Raw genomic sequence first — 17,950 nt, 5'->3', positions numbered from 1 at the left:
ACGGGCGCAGCATCTCCCTTCTCGCCGTCCTCCACGGGGAGAAGGTCGCGGCAGCGGGATGACGGGCGGCGCCCGCGCCTCTCCAATTAGACTACTTCAGCAGCCCGGCTTCCTTGTAGTAGCGCTCGGCGCCGGGATGCAGCGGGATCGGCATGCCGTCGAGCGCCTTGGCCGGGTCGATCGCCTTGGCGGCGGCGTGGGCGGCGGTCAGCTGGTCGAGATTTTCGAACAGCAGCTTGGTCATCTGATAGGCGATCTCGTCGGAGACGCCGTCATGCGTGACGAGGAAATTGCCCACCGCGGCGGTTTCGACATCGGCCGTCTGGCCGTCATAGGTGCCGGCAGGGATCACGACGGACATGTAGGGCGAGCCGATCTTTTCGACGACGTCCTTGGGTACGGCAACCACATTGATCGGCAGCGAAGTGGCAAGGTCGCGGATCGATGCGACGCCGAGGCCGGCCGACTGCAGCGTCGCGTCGAGCTGGCGGTTCTTGATGAGTTCGACCGATTCGGCGAAGGGCAGATATTCGACCTTACCGAGATCCTCATATTTCATGCCGGCGGCGGCGAAGATGGCGCGGGCGTTGAGCTCCGTGCCGGAAGCCGGCGCACCGACCGACAGGCTTTTGCCCTTCAAATCCTCCAGCGTCTTGATGCCGGATTCCTGGCTGGCGACGATCTGGATGTAATTGGGATAGATGGCCGCGATGCCGCGCAATTTGTCGAGCTTGCCAGGGAAGCCGGCCTCGGTGTTGCCCTCGGCGGCGAGCTTCACCGAATCGCCGAGCGCAAACGCGATCTCGCCTTTGCCCTGCTGCAGGAGGTTCAGGTTCTCGACCGACGCTTTGGTGGCCTGAACCTGGGTGCGCGCGCCTTCGATGCCTTTGCCGTAGATCTCCGACAGCGCGACGCCGAGCGGATAATAGACGCCGGAAGTGCCGCCGGTGAGCACGTTGATGAATTCCTGCGCCTTGGCCGACACAGCGCCAAAGCCGAGCGACAGCGCAACGGCGCCGACAGCAAGCATCCTGGTTTTCAGATTGAGCATGCGGTTCCTCCCGGACAGTCTTTTCATGGATCGCGCCGTCTGGCGGCGGCGCGGGCTGGGAAGACTGTTTTAGCGGCTGGGGCGGAAATGCAAAGGGTTTATTGGCGGGGCGCTTCCTCGCCTGCAGATGACAGGACAGGAAGAATGAGCATTTCGTCTCCACCCCCACCCGTCGGCTACGCCGACACCCTCCCCGCAGGGGGAGGGATAGACCTCCTTAACCGCCAAGCCCTTCAAACAGGATCGTCGAGAGATAGCGCTCGGCGAAGGAGGGGATGACTACGACCATGTTCTTGCCGGCGTTTTCCGGCCGCGAGCCGACCACGATCGCAGCCTGGAGGGCCGCGCCGGACGAGATGCCGACCGGCACGCCTTCCAGGCGGGCGACGAGACGGGCGTTGGCGATGGCGTCCTCGTTGGAGGACTGGACGATCTCGTCATAGATGGTCGTGTCGAGAATTTTGGGCGCGAAGCCGGCGCCGATGCCCTGGATCTTGTGCGGGCCTGGCTGGCCGCCCGACAGCACCGGGGAGGCTTCGGGCTCGACAGCCACGACATGCAGCGATGGCTTGCGCTTCTTGATGACCTGGCCGACGCCGGTGATGGTGCCGCCGGTGCCGATGCCGGAGATGAAAATGTCGACGGCGCCCTGGGTGTCGTTCCAGATCTCCTCGGCCGTGGTGGTGCGATGGATCTCGGGGTTCGCGGGATTCTCGAACTGCTGCGGAATGACCGCGCCGGGAATGGTCTGCACCAGTTCCTCGGCTTTGGCGATGGCGCCCTTCATGCCCTTCGCCCCTTCAGTCAGCACCAGTTCCGCGCCAAGGAGCGCCAGCATCTTGCGGCGCTCGATCGACATGGTTTCCGGCATGGTCAGGATCAGCTTGTAGCCCTTGGCCGCGGCGGCGAAGGCAAGCGCTATGCCGGTATTGCCCGATGTCGGCTCGATCAGCGTGTTCTTGCCGGGGGAGATGGTGCCGGCGGCTTCCAGCGCCTCGATCATCGCCACGCCGATGCGGTCCTTGACGCTGGCGATCGGATTGAAGAATTCGAGCTTGGCGAGAAGATTGGCGACGATTCCCTTTTCGCTCGCGAACTTGTCCAGCCTGATCAGCGGCGTATCGCCGATCGTTTCGGTGATGGAATTGAAGATGCGCCCGCGACCCGGTACGCGCGTCGAGGTGGCCGGCTTGTTCATCGATTTCGCTCCCGCTGGATTTTCACCGCGCAGGATAGTCCTGCGTCCCGGAAAAACCGAGTGGGCGGCATGCTGAAATGGTCTTTCGCGCGGAAAACGGTTTCTGAAAACGGGCTGCTCGCAGAATCGTTTGGCGCGACGAGCCTACTGGCGAGACGCGATGGCGAGCGCCGCGCCCGCCATGAAGGCAGCCGCCGTGCGGTTCAGCGCCTTCAGCGCGCGCGGCGTCTTCAGGAACCAGCGCGCCTTGGCGGCAAGCGCCAGATAGGGCACCAGCACGACGAGCAGCACCACCACGGTCAACGCAGCCAGGATCGCGTAATCGGCGAAAGTGATGGTGCGCAGGTCGACCAGCGTCGGCGTCAGCGCCAGATAGAAGATCATAGTCTTGGGGTTGCCGAGCGTGACGGCGAGCCCGGCGAGAAAGCTGGCCGCGAGCCCGCCTTTGCCCTTCCGCGCCTCGACGTTTTCCGGCGTGATGCCGCTCTTCCAGAAGCTCCAGGCCAGCCAGGCGAGATAGGCGACGCCGAGCCACTTGATGACCAGGAACACGGTGCCGAAGGTCTGGGCCACCAGCGCCAGGCCGAGCACGACGGCGGTAAGATAGGTCAAATCGCCGACGACCAGCCCGAACGACATTGCCAGCGCCGAACGGAAGCCGGAGCCGAGCGCGCGGGCGACGAGCGCGGTGACACCCGGCCCGGGAATGGCGGCGGCAATGGCGAGCGCAAGGCTATAAGCGAGAAAGCCGGCAAGGGTCATGGGTTGAGTCTCATTGGTGTCGCGCCCCTATCGCACAGGCGCGCCGCTGCGGGAATACGGCAGCAGCTTCCATGGCTTGGCGCAACCGTGCGCGGCTCTCATGATGACGGTGATGGCACGCTTAGTTGCCGCCGGCGTATAGGCCCTCGTCGAGACTTTTTTCCAGCGCCACGAGGTCGTCCGGCAGCGGCATGCCCATGGCGCGCAATTCGTTGAGCTTTTCGCGCAATTGCTCACGCACTTCATGATCGTCGGCGGGCTGGTTGACCATCCCTTCCAAAAGCAGACTGATCTGGGCCTTGATCTGTTCGAGCGCCATGGCGGACCCCCTTTGCTCAAGCTCCAAGCTTACACCGAATGCGTGAAGGCCGCCACCGGGGCCGCCAGAGCGGCTCAACGCAGCATGCGCGAGATGAGCTGGGCGGTGTAGTCGACCATCGGCACGATGCGGGCGTAGTTCAGCCTGGTCGGGCCGATGACGCCGAGCGCGCCGACGACGCGGGCGTCCTTGTCGCGGTAGGGCGCGACCACCAGCGAGGAGCCGGACAGCGAAAACAGCTTATTCTCGGAACCGATGAAGATGCGCACGCCGGAGCCTGCCTCCGCGAGGTCGAGGAGCTGAACCATGCCCTCCTTGGTCTCGAGATCCTCGAAAAGATGCCGGAGCAGTTCGAGGTCGGCCTGGGCGGTGACGTTTTCCAGAAGATTGGCGCGGCCGCGCACGATCAGTCGCGAAGGCAGCCCGCTTTCGGAACCGGCCCAGATGGCAAGACCCTTTTCCACCAGGTCCTGCGATAGCGTGTCCAGGGCGGCCCTTGTCTCCTCCTTGAGACGCGCAATCTCCGCCCGAGCCTCTGCAAGCGTGCGGCCGCGTATATGAGCGTTGAGGAAGTTCGAAGCTTCGTGAAGCTGCGAGTTGGTGACGCCGGCCGGCAACTCGACCACGCGGTTTTCGACGTCGCCGTTCTGCGTGACCATGATTGCCAAGGCGCGCTCGGGCTCGAGCTGGATGAACTCGATATGCTTCAGCGGCACTTCGTTCTTGGCGGCGAGCACGAGGCCGGCGCCGCGCGACATGCCGGACAGCATCTGGCTGGCTTCGGTCAGCATGTGCTCCAGCGTGGCGCCGCTGCCGGAAGCCTTGAGCTGCGCCTCGATGGAGCGGCGCTCTTCGTCCGACAGGTCGCCGAGCTCCATGAAGGCGTCGACGAAGAAGCGCAGCCCCTTCTGGGTAGGCAGGCGGCCGGCCGAAATATGCGGCGCATAGACGAGTCCGAGATGTTCGAGATCGCTCATCACATTGCGCACGGTGGCCGGCGACAGCGACGAAGGCAGCATGCGCGACAGGTTGCGCGAACCAACCGGCTCGCCGTCGAGAAGATAGGAATCGACGATGCGCCGGAAGATTTCGCGGGAACGCGTGTCAAGCGATTGCAGATTCTGATCCAGAACCGGTTTGGTCATCGGGTCTCCACACCTCAGCCCAAAATATAGACGTGGCCGGCGCGAACACAACCTTGCGCCGCGGCCGGCCGGTTTTCCTTTGCGCAGGCGACTCACAGGGGTTACAAGCCGCCGGCAAAGAGACCGCTCAAAGCCGGCCTCCGTTTTCGAATTCGAGAAGAAAGTGCCTGATGCGCCCCTCAAAACGCCAATATGACGAAATGCGCGCAATTTCCTTCGAGCGCAACGTTTCCAAGCACGCCGAAGGCTCGTGCCTGGTGAAATTCGGCGACACGCACGTATTGTGCACGGCGAGCCTGGAGGAGCGCGTGCCGGGCTGGATGCGCAATTCCGGCAAGGGCTGGGTGACGGCGGAATACGGCATGCTGCCGCGCTCGACCGGCGAGCGCATGCGCCGTGAGGCCTCGGCCGGCAAGCAGGGCGGGCGCACGCTGGAAATCCAGCGTCTGATCGGGCGATCCTTGCGCGCCGTCGTCGATCTGGAGGCGCTCGGCGAAATGCAGATCACCGTCGACTGCGATGTGATCCAGGCAGATGGCGGCACGCGAACGGCGGCGATCACCGGCGGCTGGGTGGCGCTGCACGACTGCCTGCGCTGGATGGAGGCGCGCCAGATGACAAGCGTGTCGAAAGTGCTGAAGGACCATGTCGCCGCGATCTCCTGCGGCATCTATGACGGCCAGCCGGTGCTCGATCTCGATTATCTCGAGGATTCGTCGGCCGGCACCGACGCCAATTTCGTCATGACCGGCAAGGGCGGCATCGTCGAAATCCAGGGCACGGCCGAGGGCGTGCCCTTCACCGAGGAAGAATTCGCGGCGCTGATGGCTCTGGCCAAGAAGGGCATTTCGCGGCTGGTCAGCCTGCAGCAGATGGCGGTGGCATAGAGGCAATCATGACCCCCTCCGCAGTCCTCGAATCCGCGCTTTACGTCGCCGACCTCGATGCGGCGGAGGCGTTTTACGGCGAGGTGCTGGGGCTGGAGGTGATTGCCAAGGTGGAGGGCCGCCACGTCTTCTTCCGCTGCGGGACGGGCGTGCTTCTGCTGTTCAACGCCGAGGCGACGCGGCAGGCGCCGCCGCCGGATGCGAAACTACCGGTGCCGCCGCACGGCACGGTTGGCCAGGGGCATCTCTGCTTTGCCGCGACTGCGGAGGAGATCGCGCGGTGGAAAGCGCATCTCGGGGCGCGGAATATCGATATCGAAGCCGATTTCGAGTGGCCGAATGGCGGCCGCTCAATCTATTTCCGCGATCCATCCGGCAATTCGCTGGAATTCGCCGAGCCGAGAATCTGGGGAATGTGATGCGGCCGCTGGAAGACAAAAAAATCGTCGTCGCGAGCCATAACGACGGAAAGCTGCGCGAATTCGCCCAACTGATGGCGCCGTTCGGCTTCGAGGCCAAGTCGGCTGCGGAACTTGGACTGCCCGAGCCGGACGAAACCGGCACGACTTTCGAGGAGAATGCCTACATCAAAGCTTTCGCGGCAGCCAAGGCGACCGGCCTGCCGGCGCTCTCCGACGATTCCGGGCTCTGCGTCGACGCGCTGGACGGGCAGCCCGGAATCTACACCGCCAACTGGGCCGAAACCCCCGAAGGGGGGCGCGACTTCGCAATCGCCATGCAACGCACCGAAATCGCACTGCATGAAGTGGGCGCGTCCGATCCCGCACGCCGCACCGGCAAGTTCGTCGCCGTGATCTGCCTCGCCTGGCCGGACGGCCATGCCGAGTATTTCCGCGGCGAGGCGGAAGGCACGCTGGTGTGGCCGCCGCGCGGCGACAAGGGTTTCGGCTACGATCCGGTATTCCAGCCGAACGGCTACGACAAGACCTTCGGCGAGATGGACGCCGAACAGAAGCACGGCTGGAAGCCGGGCCAGGCCGAGGCGCTGTCGCACCGCGCCCGCGCCTTCCAGAAATTCGCTCAGCGCATGCTCGGCGCGGCGTGACGGAGAGCGCGTTGACGGGCCGCGATCCGGGTTTCGGCGTCTATGTCCATTGGCCGTTCTGCGCGGCCAAATGCCCCTACTGCGACTTCAACAGCCATGTCCGCCACCAGCCGGTGGACCAGGAGCGCTTCGCACGCGCCTTCGACATAGAACTGAAGACGATGCGCGCCCGCACCGGGCCGCGCGAGGTGACCAGCATATTCCTCGGCGGCGGAACGCCGTCGCTGATGAAGCCCGAGACGGTGGCCGCCGTGCTGGAATCGGTAGCGAAGCACTGGACCGTGCCGGACGGCATCGAGATCACGCTCGAAGCGAATCCATCGTCGGTCGAGGCCGAGCGCTTCCGCGGCTATCGTGCAGCCGGCGTCAACCGGGTTTCGCTCGGCGTGCAGGCGCTGAACGATGCCGATCTCAGGTTTCTCGGGCGACTGCACAATGTCCCGGAAGCGCTGCACGCGATCAGACTCGCGCGGGAAATCTTTCCGCGGCTGTCCTTCGATCTGATTTATGCGAGGCCTGGCCAGACGCCGGAAGCCTGGGGCTCCGAACTCGAGCAGGCGATCGGCCACGCCGCCGACCATCTGTCGCTCTACCAGCTGACGATCGAGGAAGGCACGCGCTTCCACACGCTCTATGCGGCGGGAAAATTCGCGATCCCGGACGGCGACCACGCCGCCGAACTCTATGCGGTGACGCAGGAGGTGACGGCGGCGCACGGTCTGCCGGCCTACGAGATTTCAAATCACGCAAAACCGGGCGCGGAAAGCCGGCACAACCTCACCTACTGGCGCTACGGCGAATATGTCGGCGTCGGCCCCGGCGCGCATGGCCGCTTCATCGAGAGCGGCAGGCGCGTGGTGACGATGACTGAAAAAATGCCGGAGACCTGGGCGAACCTGGTCGAGGCCAAGGGCCATGGCGTCACGGGCGGCGAACTGCTGACGCGTTCGGAAGAGGCCGACGAGTTCCTGCTCATGGGTCTGAGGTTGGCCGAAGGCATCGACCTCGCCCGCTACGAGCAGCTTTCCGGCCGCTCGCTGTCTTCGGCGCGCATGTCGATCCTGCAGGGCGAAGGGCTGGTGGCGCCGGTCGGCAATTCACGACTGCGCGCGACCCAATCGGGCATGATCGTGCTCGATGCGGTGGTGGCCGACCTGGCGCGGTGAGGGGCGTGGGCAGCGCATGAAGAACATCCTGTTCGTCTGCAGCCGGAACTGCCTGCGGAGCCCTACCGCCGAGTAGATATTTTCCAACCGAAGGGATATCGAAGTGGCTTCGGCCGGCACCAATCACGACGCCGACACTCCGCTGACAGCCGATCTTGTATCGTGGGCTGACATCATCTTCGTGATGGAGAAGGTGCACCGGGCCAAGCTGCAGAAGAGATTCAAGACAAGCCTGAAGAAGGCGCGAATTGTTTGCCTCGACATTCCGGACAACTACGAATTCATGGATCCGGCCCTGGTCCGCCTTCTCGAAGCACGTGTTCCAAGGTATCTCGGTTGAAAGGAAGCTTTCCGGGAGTCCTCAAATGAATTCCGCCTTGGCCTCATGGCAGCTATGGGCGCTGCTCTCCGCCGCATTCGCCGCGCTGACGGCGATTTTCGCCAAGGTCGGGGTGGAAAATATCAACTCCGATTTCGCCACGCTGATCCGAACCGCAATCATCCTCGCTGTGCTAGGAGTGATGATTGTCGCGACCCGGCAGTTTCAGCCGCTCGGCGATATCTCGATGAAGACCTGGGGATTCCTGACGCTGTCGGGTCTGGCCACCGGCGCATCTTGGCTGTGCTATTTTCGCGCGCTGAAACTCGGCAGCGCCGCCCAGGTTGCACCGATCGACAAGCTCAGCGTCGTTCTGGTCGCGGTGTTCGCCGTCATCTTTCTGGGTGAGCGGCTGAGCGGCGCGAACTGGCTCGGCGTTTTGCTGATTGCAGCGGGTGCGGTGCTGATCGGCTACAAAGTGTGACCGGACGGTCCGTGGTCCTACCGCTGCGGCTTGGGGCGTTTGACGGCAGTCGCAGCCGACTTCAGCATCTTCGACCGTTTGGCGCGATCGGCGAGCTGATGCTCCATCTCCTCGCGGTTCGCATCCTTGTCCTTGGCGACCGATTCATGCGGCATCGGGTTCTTCCGGCCCGCATAATAGGGTTCGAACACGTCCTGGAATTCAATACCGGCCATCTGGACCTCCGTTAGCTCCACACAATACGGCAGTGGCGGTTTGGTTCCGCAAATTCCGCGTGCGGCGAACGCTTTTTGCAACGGTCGCGCCGCCATGGCAGAAGAGCGTGAACGGAACCGGGGTTTGGCGTGCAGAAAGAAGAGAAAGCCAGGACGTTCGTGGTCGGACAGGCGGAAATCGCCGCCCGTCCGCTGGAGCCCGCGCTCTATCTCGTCGCCACGCCGATCGGCAATCTCGGCGACATCACGTTGAGGGCGCTGGAGACGCTTGCCGGCGCCGACATCCTGGCCTGCGAGGATACGCGGGTGACACGCGTGCTGCTCGGCCGCTACGGCATCCGGCAGCGGCCGACGCCCTACCACGAGCACAATGCCGGCGAAGCGGGGCCGCGGCTGATCGAGGCGCTGAAAACCGGAAAAAGCGTCGCGCTGGTTTCGGACGCCGGCACGCCGCTGGTTTCCGATCCGGGATTCCGGCTGGTCGGGCAGGCGCTGGAGGCGGGCATTCGCGTCGTGCCGATACCGGGCGCGTCGGCCGTGCTGGCGGCGCTGACCGCATCCGGCCTGCCCTCCGACGCCTTCATGTTTGCCGGCTTTCTTCCGGTCAAGGATGGGCAGCGGCGGTCGCGGCTATCGGTGCTGACGGCAGTGCCGGCGACGCTGATCTTCTTCGAATCGCCGCGACGGCTCACCGATACGCTTGTGGCCATGGCCGAGGTCTTCGGCGACAGGCCGGCAGCCATCGGGCGCGAGCTGACAAAGACGTTCGAAGAAATGCGCACCGGAACATTGAGCGCGCTGTCGGCGCATTACGCAGAGGCGCCGACGCCGAAGGGCGAGATCGTCATATGCGTAGGCCCGCCGGAAGACGCCGCCGCCGAGCCGGAAGACGTCGACCGGCTGCTTCTGTCGCTGGCCAAGGAAATGCCGGCGTCGAAGGCGGCGGCCGAAGCGGCGCGGATGACTGGCGGCCAGAAGCCGGCGCTCTATCGCCGGCTGCTGGAACTCAAGGACAGCACGGGGTGACCGACGCCGCGGCCAAACGCTTCAAGGCGTACCGGCGCGGCCATCGCGGTGAGTGGCTGGCTGCGCTCGCGCTGATGGCGAAGGGTTTTCGCATCGTCGCGCGGCGCTACCGGACAAAACTCGGCGAGATCGACCTGATCGCAAGGCGCGGCGACCTCGTGCTGATCGTCGAGGTGAAGGCGCGGCCGACGCTGATGGCGGCGATGGAGGCGCTAGGTCGCGAGTCGGAGCGGCGCATCGAGGGCTGTGCCGATTTGTGGCTGTCGCGGCAGCCGGATTACGGGAAATTGTCGGTGCGGTTCGACATGGTGGCGGTGCTGCCATGGCGCTGGCCGGTGCACGTGCCGAACGCCTTCCACGGGCGGAATTAGAGCGCGAATCGGACTTGCCCTAACGTCATCCTGGCAACATTCTGTTCGCCTGGATGCCAGAAGGAGAGAGCGTCATGTGCCATCATTGCGTCATCGAATCCGTGAAGGCGGGCATGCTCAGCCGCCGCGATTTCTTCAAGGGAGGCATTGTTGCCGCGGGAGCCGCAGCGCTGGCGGCGACCGCCGCGCCAAAGCCGCTTCTCGCGGCCGACAACCCGGTCAAGGCCGAAGACCTCACCCACGAGATCTGGGAGAATTTCCCGACCTATTTCGGCGGCCAGCAACTCTTCATCGAACAGAAGTTCAGCTTCGCCAAGGACACTTTCAACCTCAATGAGTGGCGCATCAACGAGCATACCGGCACCCATATCGACGCGCCGCTGCATTTCACCGCCGACGGCAGGTCGGTGGCGGAACTGCCGGTGGAGGACCTGATCGCGCCGCTGGTCGTCATCGACATCCGAGCCAAGGCCGACAATGACCCCGACGCGCAGGTTACGCCTGACGACATCAAGGCGTGGACCGCCGCCAACGGCGACCTGCCCGAAGGCGCTGTGGTGGCGATGCTGTCGGGCTGGGGCCAGCATGTGGCGACCGAAAAGTTCCGCAATGTCGGCGATGACGGCAAGACGCTGCACTTCCCCGGATTTCACGTCGAGGCGGCGCAGTTTCTGATCGAACAGCCTTCGGTGAAGGCGATCGCGGTCGACACGCTGTCGCTCGACCATGGCCCATCGCCAGACTTCATCGTCCACAACACCTGGCTACCGACCGGCCGCTACGGCATCGAGGCCGTAGCCAATCTGGACAAGCTGCCGGCAAAAGGCGCGACGATCGTGGTCGGAGCGCCGAAGATCAGGGGCGGCACCGGCGGTCCGGCACGCATCTTCGCGATGGTGTAAGGGTTGATTGGCCTATCCGTCAGGGCTGACCGAGAACAGGCAGGGCACTGGCCCAACCCCCCGCGGTTCGACCGCTCGACAGGCTCGCGGCTCGCCATGGGGGTTTGGGGCAGGTCGCGCCAAATCCTCAAAGCTCACGGGTTGTGGGCTGATGCGGTTGGCCGGTTGTGCGTTGCCTCGTGGTTCGACAGGCTCACCATGAGGCAATGGGTAGGTCGCTCACACCGACGAGGGCAAAATCTGGAGGCGCAACAGTAGCCCTCATGGTGAGCCTGTCGAACCACGAGGGCGCTTGGGACCGTCAATGTCCATCCTTACCGCCGCGGCGTAACCCGCATCGGCAGGCCGCCCTGTGGTTGCGTCGTCAGCTTCTGCACCGGCCAAGGCTTCGTCTCGGCCATCGTGTCGAAGCGGAAGCACGAAAGCAGGACGGCAAGCGCGATAACCGCTTCCTGCATGGCGAAGCTCGCGCCGATGCAGACACGCGGGCCTGCGCCGAATGGGATATACTGGTAGCGATCGATCTTCTCGCGATTGCCGGGGTGGAAGCGCTCGGGCATAAAGGCGTCGGGCTGGTCCCAAAGCTTGCGGTGCCGGTGGACGGTCCAGGGCATCATCAGGACAGCTGCGCGCTTCGGTATGTACAGGCCCTTGTAGGTCTCCGGCTCGATCGGCTCGCGGTTGATCGAGGGCGCGGGCGGATAGAGCCGCAGCGCCTCCTCGAAGGCGGCGCGGGTGTAGGGCATGGCGTCGAGCCATTTTACCGGGTCGGGCTCGCGGGCCAGCACCGCGTCGATCTCGGCTTCGACCCTGTCACGCTCCCACGGCGCTTCGGCGAGGCAATAGATGGTCCAGCCGAGCGCACGCGCCGTCGTTTCGTGGCCGGCGCCGATGAAGGTGATGATGTTGTCTTCGATCTCGGCGCGCGACAGGCCTTCCGGCCCTTCGGCGCGCAACAGCAGCGTCAGGAAATCCTCCGGCGCGGCCTTGGGATCGCGGGCGATCTTCTCCTTGCGCATCGCCACCGTGTCGGTGACGATCTTGCGGAAATAGGCCATGGTCTTGCGCCCCCGCAAGCGGGTGATGCGCGGCAGCCATTCCGGCGCGCGCAGGAGGTCGAGTGGGTCGACGCGGCCCATCGTCTCAAACAGGCGGTCGATCTCGGCGTTGAAGCCGCCTGGCGTGCCGGCGATCTCGCCTGAAAACAGCGTCTCGGCGAGGATGTCGTAGGTGAGTTGCGTCATGTCGTGCGAGATGTCGGTCGTGTCGACCTCCTCGTAGCGCGTGACGAAATCGAGGCTGCAATCGAGCATCGGCTTGGCGAAGCCGAAAATGTGGCGCGGCGTGAACACCGGCGCCATCGCCTTGCGCGAACGCTTCCAGACATCGCCTTCGGCGGTCAGCAGCCCATCGCGCAGGATCGGCCGCAGGATCATCTGGCGCACCGTCGCCATCTTGTAGTTCTTCGCATTGTCGACGAGGACGTGGCGGATGAGGCCCGGATCGTTGGCTATGACCAGCGGGCCGCCGATGCCGGTGACCGAAATCCATGGCTCGTTGTAGGAAGGCTCACCCCACAATTCGAGCGGGTTGCGGTAGACGATGCGGATCATCTCCAGCGTCGAAGGCGGCTTCGTTCGCGGCTTCGGCGCGGGCGGAATGAAGGGGGCAGGCTTGATGTCCATGGCCGGGAATATAGGCCTACCTCTCGGCCCCGTCACGGCGAAAAGCCGGGCCCCCGCGGCCCGGCTTTCATCCGCGGGCCGTTACTCGGCCGGCGATTCAGGCTGCGTTTCGCCGGCCGGCATTTCCGGCGCGGTCGCGCCTGTCTCGAGCTGATCGGACGGGCTCACTTTCCAGATCGTGCCGCCACTATCGTCCGCCACGAGCAGGCCGCCGTCAGGCAGGAAGGCCACGCTGGCGGGGCGGCCCCAGACATTTGCCCTGCTGTCTCCCTCGGTCCAGAAGCCGGTGAGGAAATTGTCGTACCAGCCTTCCGGCGCGCCTTCGCTGAACGCTGCGCGCACCAGCTTGTAGCCGGTCGGGTCGGCGCGGTTCCACGAGCCCTTCAGAACGACGATCGCGTCGCCGCGATATTCCTCGGGCCAGCTGTTCGGCACGAAGGCGAAGTCCATGGCCGAGGAATGCGCCTCGAACAAGAGGTCTGGCATTTTCGTCTGCTCGACCTTGTTAGGCGCGCGCTCGGCGAAATCCGGCATCGGCTTGCCGCCCAGATAGGCGTATGGCCAGCCGTAGAAATCGCCTTCAGCCACCCGCGTCATGTAGTCTGGTACCAACCGGTCGCCGAGCCCGTCCCGCTCCTGCACGACAGCCCACAATTCGCCCGTATCGGGATGGAAATGGATGCCCGTCGGATTGCGCATTCCCGATGCGAATGTCCGCTGGTTCTTTCCGTCCGCATCGAACGCCTGGATCGAGGCTTTCATCTCCGGCTCCTCGGCGATGTTGCCCATGGAGCCGACACCGACATAGAGGGAGCCGTCCTTCGGATCGACGGCGAGCGCGCGCGAAGTGTGGCCTTGAACCGGGCCGAACACGCCCTGTTCCGTTACCGCGATATGGTCGGCAGGCGTCTGCGGGCCCGTCGCTTCCCCGCCCTGCTTGAGCAGATTGCCCATATCGGGTCTGATGCCGCCCATCTTGAACGGCACGCGCCATATTCCCTGCGCGTCCGCGACCAGGATATGGCCTTTGTGCTCGCCGTCGGGCACGACGGCCATGCCGTAAGGTTCCTCAAAGCCGTCTGCGAAGCGCGACACAGTGTCGGCCTTGCCGTCGCCGTCCTCGTCGCGCAGGAAGGTGATGTAGCCGGCGTCCTGTTCGGCCAGCAACACATCGCCATTCTCCAGCACCAGCAGCTTGCGCGGATGCTTCAGGTCCTGGGCGAAGAGCGAGACCGAGAAGCCTTGCGGAGCCTGGGGTTCCTCGCCATTGCGGGCAATCACTTTCGGCGCGTTGCGCACCGCCTCGTCGGCATAGGGTTCGGGCAGGTCCTCAACCCTTACCTCGAAGCGTTTGCCGAGTTCCTGATCGGCCATGGGAGACTGGGCGTCCTGCGCCTGGACGACAGTGGATGCGGCGGTCGCCAGCGCGGTCGCCGCTGTCAGTCGGAGTATGGAAAACATGGAATATTCCTCCTGTATGGGATGAGCGGGCCGCCTCGATTCTGACCAGACAACGGGAGAAGCGGCGGTCCGTTTCGTACTTTCGCGGCTGCGAGTGTTGGGTCACCCGAATGTGATGCCGTCCGCCGTCGACCAACCGATCCCAGGGGAAAATTCGAGGCGGTTGGCTCTCGCCATCAAAACGCCCGCAAACCTTGGAAAAACCGCCTGGAACGCCTATATCTTCGGTATCTCAGCGCGCGCGATTCGGTTGTTTTTCGCGCGCTTTCTTTCGGCATAGAGAAAACGGTTCTTCATGAGCGATAATTTCGAGAACGCTGCCGGCGCATCGGCCGAGTACGGCGCCGATTCCATCAAGGTTCTCAAGGGCTTGGACGCCGTGCGTAAGCGGCCGGGCATGTATATCGGCGACACCGACGACGGTTCGGGCCTCCACCACATGGTCTATGAGGTGGTCGACAACGCTATCGACGAGGCGCTGGCGGGGCACGCCACGCTGGTCACGGTAACGCTCAACCCGGACGGTTCGGTGACTGTAACCGACAATGGCCGAGGGATTCCGACCGATATCCACACCGGCGAAGGCATTTCGGCCGCCGAAGTCATCATGACGCAGCTGCATGCCGGCGGCAAATTCGACCAGAATTCCTACAAGGTTTCGGGCGGCCTGCACGGCGTCGGCGTGTCGGTGGTCAACGCGCTATCGGTCTGGCTGAGGCTGAAGATCCGCCGCAAGGGCCAGATCCACGAAATGTCGTTCACGCATGGCGTCGCCGACGGTCCGCTGAAGGTGACCGGCGACGCCGGCGACGAGACGGGCACGGAAGTGACCTTCATGCCGTCAAGCGAGACCTTCACCATGGTCGAGTTCGACTACGCCACGCTGGAGCACCGGCTGCGCGAATTGGCCTTCCTGAATTCAGGCGTCAGGATCATCCTGACCGATGCCCGCCACGCCGACGTGAAGACGCAGGAACTGCTCTACGAAGGCGGGCTGATCGAATTCGTCAAATATCTCGACCGGGCCAAGAAGCCGCTGATCTCCACGCCGATCGCCATCAAGGCCGAGCGCGACGGCATCACCGTGGAAGTGGCCATGTGGTGGAACGACAGCTACCACGAGAACGTGCTGGCCTTCACCAACAACATCCCGCAGCGCGACGGCGGCACGCATCTGGCGGGCTTTCGCGGCGCACTGACGCGCCAGGTCACCGGCTATGCCGAGACCTCCGGCATCGCCAAGAAGGAGAAGGTCTCGATCACCGGCGACGACAGCCGCGAGGGCCTGACGGCGGTCTTGTCGGTGAAAGTGCCCGATCCGAAATTCTCCTCGCAGACCAAGGACAAGCTGGTTTCCTCGGAAGTGCGTCCCGTGGTCGAAAGCCTCGTCAACGAGGCGCTCGGCACCTGGCTCGAAGAGCACCCGGCTGAAGCGAAGACGCTGATCGCCAAGGTGGTTGAGGCGGCGGCGGCCCGCGAGGCAGCACGCAAGGCGCGCGAATTGACGCGGCGCAAGGGCGTGCTCGACATCACCTCGCTGCCCGGCAAGCTAGCCGACTGCCAGGAGCGCGACCCGGCCAAGTCCGAAATCTTCATCGTCGAGGGCGATTCCGCCGGCGGCTCGGCCAAGGGTGGGCGCTCGCGCCAGAACCAAGCGATTCTGCCGCTGCGCGGCAAGATCCTCAATGTCGAGCGCGCGCGCTTCGACAGAATGCTGTCGTCCGACATGATCGGCACGCTGATCACCGCGCTAGGCACCTCGATCGGCAAGGACGAGTTCAACGCTGATAAGCTGCGCTACCACAAGATCATCATCATGACCGACGCCGACGTCGACGGCGCGCATATCAGAACGCTGCTCCTCACCTTCTTCTTTCGGCAGATGCCGGAGCTGATCGAGCGCGGCCACCTCTTCATCGCCCAGCCGCCGCTCTACAAGGTGACGCGCGGCAAGAGCTCGCAATACATCAAGGACGAAGGCGCCTTCGAGGAATTCCTGATCGGCTCCGGACTTGAGGAGGCCTCGCTGACGCTGTCCTCCGGCGAGGTGCGCGCCGGCAAGGATCTGCGCGGCGCCATTGACGATGCGCTCGCCGTGCGCTCGTTGATCAACGGGCTGCACACGCGCTACAACCGCGCCGTGGTCGAGCAGGCGGCGATCGCAGGCGCGCTCAACCCGGAAATCTTCAACGATCTCGGCCGCGCCAACGAGATGGCGCAGAAGGTGGCGGAGCGGCTCGACGCCATCGCCGAGGACATCGAGCGCGGCTGGGAAGGCCGCACCTCGACTTCCAACGAGGGACCGGGCGGCTTCATCTTCGAGCGCATGCTGCGCGGCGTGAAGGAATATGCGCATCTCGACATGGGCCTGATCAATTCAGCCGACGCGCGCGCGCTCCACCGCTACGCCGATCGCCTCGGCGAGGTCTATTCGCAATCGCCGGTGCTGCGCCGCAAGGACAATGCCGAGACGATTTCCGGTCCGCTGGCGCTGCTCGACGCGGTGTTTGCAACCGGCCGCAAGGGCCTGACCATGCAGCGCTACAAGGGCCTCGGCGAAATGAACGCCGAGCAGCTCTGGGAAACCACGCTCGACCCGAATGTGCGCTCGCTGCTGCAGGTCAAGGTGAACGACGCGACCGACGCCGACTCGCTGTTTGCCCGGCTTATGGGCGACGATGTCGAGCCGCGCCGCGACTTCATCCAGGAAAACGCACTGTCGGTGGCCAATCTGGACGTGTAGGCGGTTTCCGAAGCGTCGATAATGCGGCGGGTTATTGTTTGCGCTGACGGGACACTGAGGCCATGTTAGGATAAATTTCATGACCAAGGGAACGTTCATCAAACGTGACAGCCGAACCGGCAAGTTCATTGTCGGCCGGGAGGGTATATCAAAGCTGAATGCTATGGAGGGCATTCGCCAGTCGCCCTCATCCAAGGCAATGTTCGCCGATTTCGATAAGAGGAATGTGCCGCACGACCAGCGGCGCGAGGCAATCGTCGCAAAGCACCGCAAACGGGACTGACGCCCCTGTGTACGACGCCCAGCCCGATCCGTACTGCTATCCGGAAACCAGCGTTCTCAAGAACAAGCTCGATCTTCGCACCGCCGACGAATTGGAGGCGTTCGAGGCTGACGCGATAACGCAGCGCGGCGACGAGCCGCTACCCGACGGCGATCTTTCGCCTCTCAACTGCGAGCCATCCACCGACACCTGTTTCAGGATGTTTCCGACTGGGCCGGTGAATACCGCACCGTCCGGATCAAGGATAGCAGCCCGTTCTGCTACCCCGAAAACATAGACGGACAATTGGATGCTTTGAGGCAGCCGGCATAGTTGTTGGATAGTTCTTAATTTGCCGTCCTGCGGGACGGCGGGAGGGAAGGCGCAGGCGCTGGGCGAAGTCGCCGCGGTGTAGAAGGCGCTCTTACGCCGCCTGAAGAATCCGCTCGATTTCCGGAACCGGATGATTGGTCAGCGTCTTCGGAACTTCCGCCAGGATGCGGTCGGTAACTTCCTTGTGCAGCTTCCTGCGCATTTCGCCCAGCACCAATGGTGGGGCGATCAGCACGATCTCCTCGAAATCCCCGCGATGCGCCATCTTGTAGAGCCGCTCGGCGATCTCGTCGGCGAAGCGTTCCTTGCCGAGCCGGTGCCAGTCCGTGTCGGCGACCGCGCTCTTGTGTATGTTCGGTCCGTCGCTGAAGCGTCCGGGGCGGTCGGTGCCCTGCTCGCGTGTCGCCGGATTGTCGTCGCGCACTTCGCGTACGACATTCAGGTCGGGGGTTCGGGCGTCGCCATCATTCTTCAGGAACAGCGCTTTCTCGCCATCGGCCACCAGTATCCATAGGCCGTGCTTCAGCCTGACATCGCTCATCGGACGCTTCCTCA

20 protein-coding genes are annotated in these 17,950 nt (G+C 64.1%); 11 read left to right on the top strand and 9 right to left on the bottom strand.

The features are described 5' to 3' along the window. Positions 1-91 precede the first annotated feature (91 nt). The 5 genes from ABVK50_RS27895 to hrcA form a co-directional block, all read right to left on the bottom strand. Positions 92-1,051, bottom strand: coding sequence for a TAXI family TRAP transporter solute-binding subunit (locus ABVK50_RS27895; protein WP_353643496.1), 960 nt, complete (start codon positions 1,049-1,051; stop codon positions 92-94). A 217-nt stretch (positions 1,052-1,268) separates the two neighbouring features. Beyond that, entirely contained in the window at positions 1,269-2,249 is a 981-nt protein-coding gene (cysK, locus tag ABVK50_RS27890; protein ID WP_353643497.1) for a cysteine synthase A, read from the bottom strand. 144 nt (positions 2,250-2,393) lie between these two features. Then, the gene (locus tag ABVK50_RS27885; protein WP_353643498.1) at positions 2,394-3,011 is read right to left on the bottom strand and encodes a LysE family translocator; all 618 of its coding nucleotides are present in this window, start codon (positions 3,009-3,011) and stop codon (positions 2,394-2,396) included. A 121-nt stretch (positions 3,012-3,132) separates the two neighbouring features. After that, positions 3,133-3,330, bottom strand: coding sequence for a hypothetical protein (locus tag ABVK50_RS27880; RefSeq protein WP_353643499.1), 198 nt, complete (start codon positions 3,328-3,330; stop codon positions 3,133-3,135). A 74-nt stretch (positions 3,331-3,404) separates the two neighbouring features. Then, positions 3,405-4,475, bottom strand: coding sequence for a heat-inducible transcriptional repressor HrcA (gene hrcA / locus ABVK50_RS27875; RefSeq protein ID WP_353643500.1), 1,071 nt, complete (start codon positions 4,473-4,475; stop codon positions 3,405-3,407). 170 nt (positions 4,476-4,645) lie between these two features. On the opposite strand from hrcA, the gene rph reads away from it, so the two are divergent. The 6 genes from rph (at position 4,646) to ABVK50_RS27845 (ending at position 8,397) form a co-directional block, all read left to right on the top strand. Next, positions 4,646-5,362: a ribonuclease PH gene (gene rph / locus ABVK50_RS27870; RefSeq protein WP_353643501.1), complete on the top strand. Its 717-nt coding sequence runs from the start codon at positions 4,646-4,648 to the stop codon at positions 5,360-5,362. Between the two features lie 8 nt (positions 5,363-5,370). Next, positions 5,371-5,781, top strand: a complete 411-nt coding sequence (locus ABVK50_RS27865) for a VOC family protein (protein ID WP_353643502.1) — start codon at positions 5,371-5,373, stop codon at positions 5,779-5,781. Next, positions 5,781-6,428 (top strand): RdgB/HAM1 family non-canonical purine NTP pyrophosphatase, encoded by a 648-nt coding sequence (gene rdgB / locus ABVK50_RS27860; protein ID WP_353643503.1) that lies wholly within the window; start codon positions 5,781-5,783, stop codon positions 6,426-6,428. Before ABVK50_RS27865 ends, rdgB begins: the two co-directional genes overlap by 1 nt. An 11-nt stretch (positions 6,429-6,439) precedes the next feature. Continuing rightward, positions 6,440-7,594 carry a radical SAM family heme chaperone HemW gene (gene hemW, locus ABVK50_RS27855; RefSeq protein ID WP_353643504.1) on the top strand — a complete coding sequence of 385 codons (1,155 nt, stop codon included), beginning with the start codon at positions 6,440-6,442 and terminating at the stop codon, positions 7,592-7,594. Between the two features lie 76 nt (positions 7,595-7,670). Then, positions 7,671-7,934 carry a protein tyrosine phosphatase gene (locus ABVK50_RS27850; RefSeq protein ID WP_353645780.1) on the top strand — a complete coding sequence of 88 codons (264 nt, stop codon included), beginning with the start codon at positions 7,671-7,673 and terminating at the stop codon, positions 7,932-7,934. A gap of 25 nt (positions 7,935-7,959) precedes the next feature. After that, positions 7,960-8,397, top strand: coding sequence for an EamA family transporter (locus ABVK50_RS27845; protein WP_353643505.1), 438 nt, complete (start codon positions 7,960-7,962; stop codon positions 8,395-8,397). A gap of 17 nt (positions 8,398-8,414) precedes the next feature. Here the strand turns inward: ABVK50_RS27845 and ABVK50_RS27840 are convergent, their stop codons facing one another. Further along, entirely contained in the window at positions 8,415-8,612 is a 198-nt protein-coding gene (locus ABVK50_RS27840) for a hypothetical protein (protein ID WP_353643506.1), read from the bottom strand. Between the two features lie 129 nt (positions 8,613-8,741). Here ABVK50_RS27840 and rsmI point away from each other — a divergent pair, with 129 nt between their 5' ends. From rsmI to ABVK50_RS27825, 3 genes are all read left to right on the top strand, one after another. Next, positions 8,742-9,638 carry a 16S rRNA (cytidine(1402)-2'-O)-methyltransferase gene (gene rsmI, locus ABVK50_RS27835; protein ID WP_353643507.1) on the top strand — a complete coding sequence of 299 codons (897 nt, stop codon included), beginning with the start codon at positions 8,742-8,744 and terminating at the stop codon, positions 9,636-9,638. Next, positions 9,635-10,009 carry a YraN family protein gene (locus ABVK50_RS27830; protein WP_353643508.1) on the top strand — a complete coding sequence of 125 codons (375 nt, stop codon included), beginning with the start codon at positions 9,635-9,637 and terminating at the stop codon, positions 10,007-10,009. Before rsmI ends, ABVK50_RS27830 begins: the two co-directional genes overlap by 4 nt. A 74-nt stretch (positions 10,010-10,083) precedes the next feature. Continuing rightward, positions 10,084-10,911 carry a cyclase family protein gene (locus ABVK50_RS27825; protein WP_353643509.1) on the top strand — a complete coding sequence of 276 codons (828 nt, stop codon included), beginning with the start codon at positions 10,084-10,086 and terminating at the stop codon, positions 10,909-10,911. Between the two features lie 314 nt (positions 10,912-11,225). Here ABVK50_RS27825 and ABVK50_RS27820 read toward each other — a convergent pair whose 3' ends face one another. Beyond that, on the bottom strand, positions 11,226-12,596 hold the full coding sequence (locus ABVK50_RS27820; RefSeq protein WP_353643510.1) for a cytochrome P450: 1,371 nt from the start codon (positions 12,594-12,596) through the stop codon (positions 11,226-11,228). 81 nt (positions 12,597-12,677) lie between these two features. Continuing rightward, positions 12,678-14,057 (bottom strand): PQQ-dependent sugar dehydrogenase, encoded by a 1,380-nt coding sequence (locus ABVK50_RS27815; RefSeq protein WP_353643511.1) that lies wholly within the window; start codon positions 14,055-14,057, stop codon positions 12,678-12,680. Positions 14,058-14,352: 295 nt separating this feature from the next. On the opposite strand from ABVK50_RS27815, the gene gyrB reads away from it, so the two are divergent. Continuing rightward, the gene (gene gyrB / locus ABVK50_RS27810) at positions 14,353-16,800 is read left to right on the top strand and encodes a DNA topoisomerase (ATP-hydrolyzing) subunit B (RefSeq protein WP_353643512.1); all 2,448 of its coding nucleotides are present in this window, start codon (positions 14,353-14,355) and stop codon (positions 16,798-16,800) included. Between the two features lie 79 nt (positions 16,801-16,879). Beyond that, complete coding sequence (locus ABVK50_RS27805) at positions 16,880-17,083, top strand: hypothetical protein (RefSeq protein ID WP_353643513.1); 204 nt, start codon at positions 16,880-16,882, stop codon at positions 17,081-17,083. Positions 17,084-17,486: 403 nt separating this feature from the next. On the opposite strand, the gene ABVK50_RS27800 is transcribed toward ABVK50_RS27805, so the two are convergent. Further along, on the bottom strand, positions 17,487-17,936 hold the full coding sequence (locus ABVK50_RS27800) for a host attachment family protein (RefSeq protein WP_353643514.1): 450 nt from the start codon (positions 17,934-17,936) through the stop codon (positions 17,487-17,489). Between the last annotated feature and the right edge of the window lie 14 nt (positions 17,937-17,950).

Source organism: Mesorhizobium sp. WSM2240 (genome assembly GCF_040438645.1).
GTDB lineage: Bacteria > Pseudomonadota > Alphaproteobacteria > Rhizobiales > Rhizobiaceae > Allomesorhizobium.
Note: the sequence above shows the minus strand (reverse complement) of the source record. Positions and strands in the feature narration are given on the sequence as shown.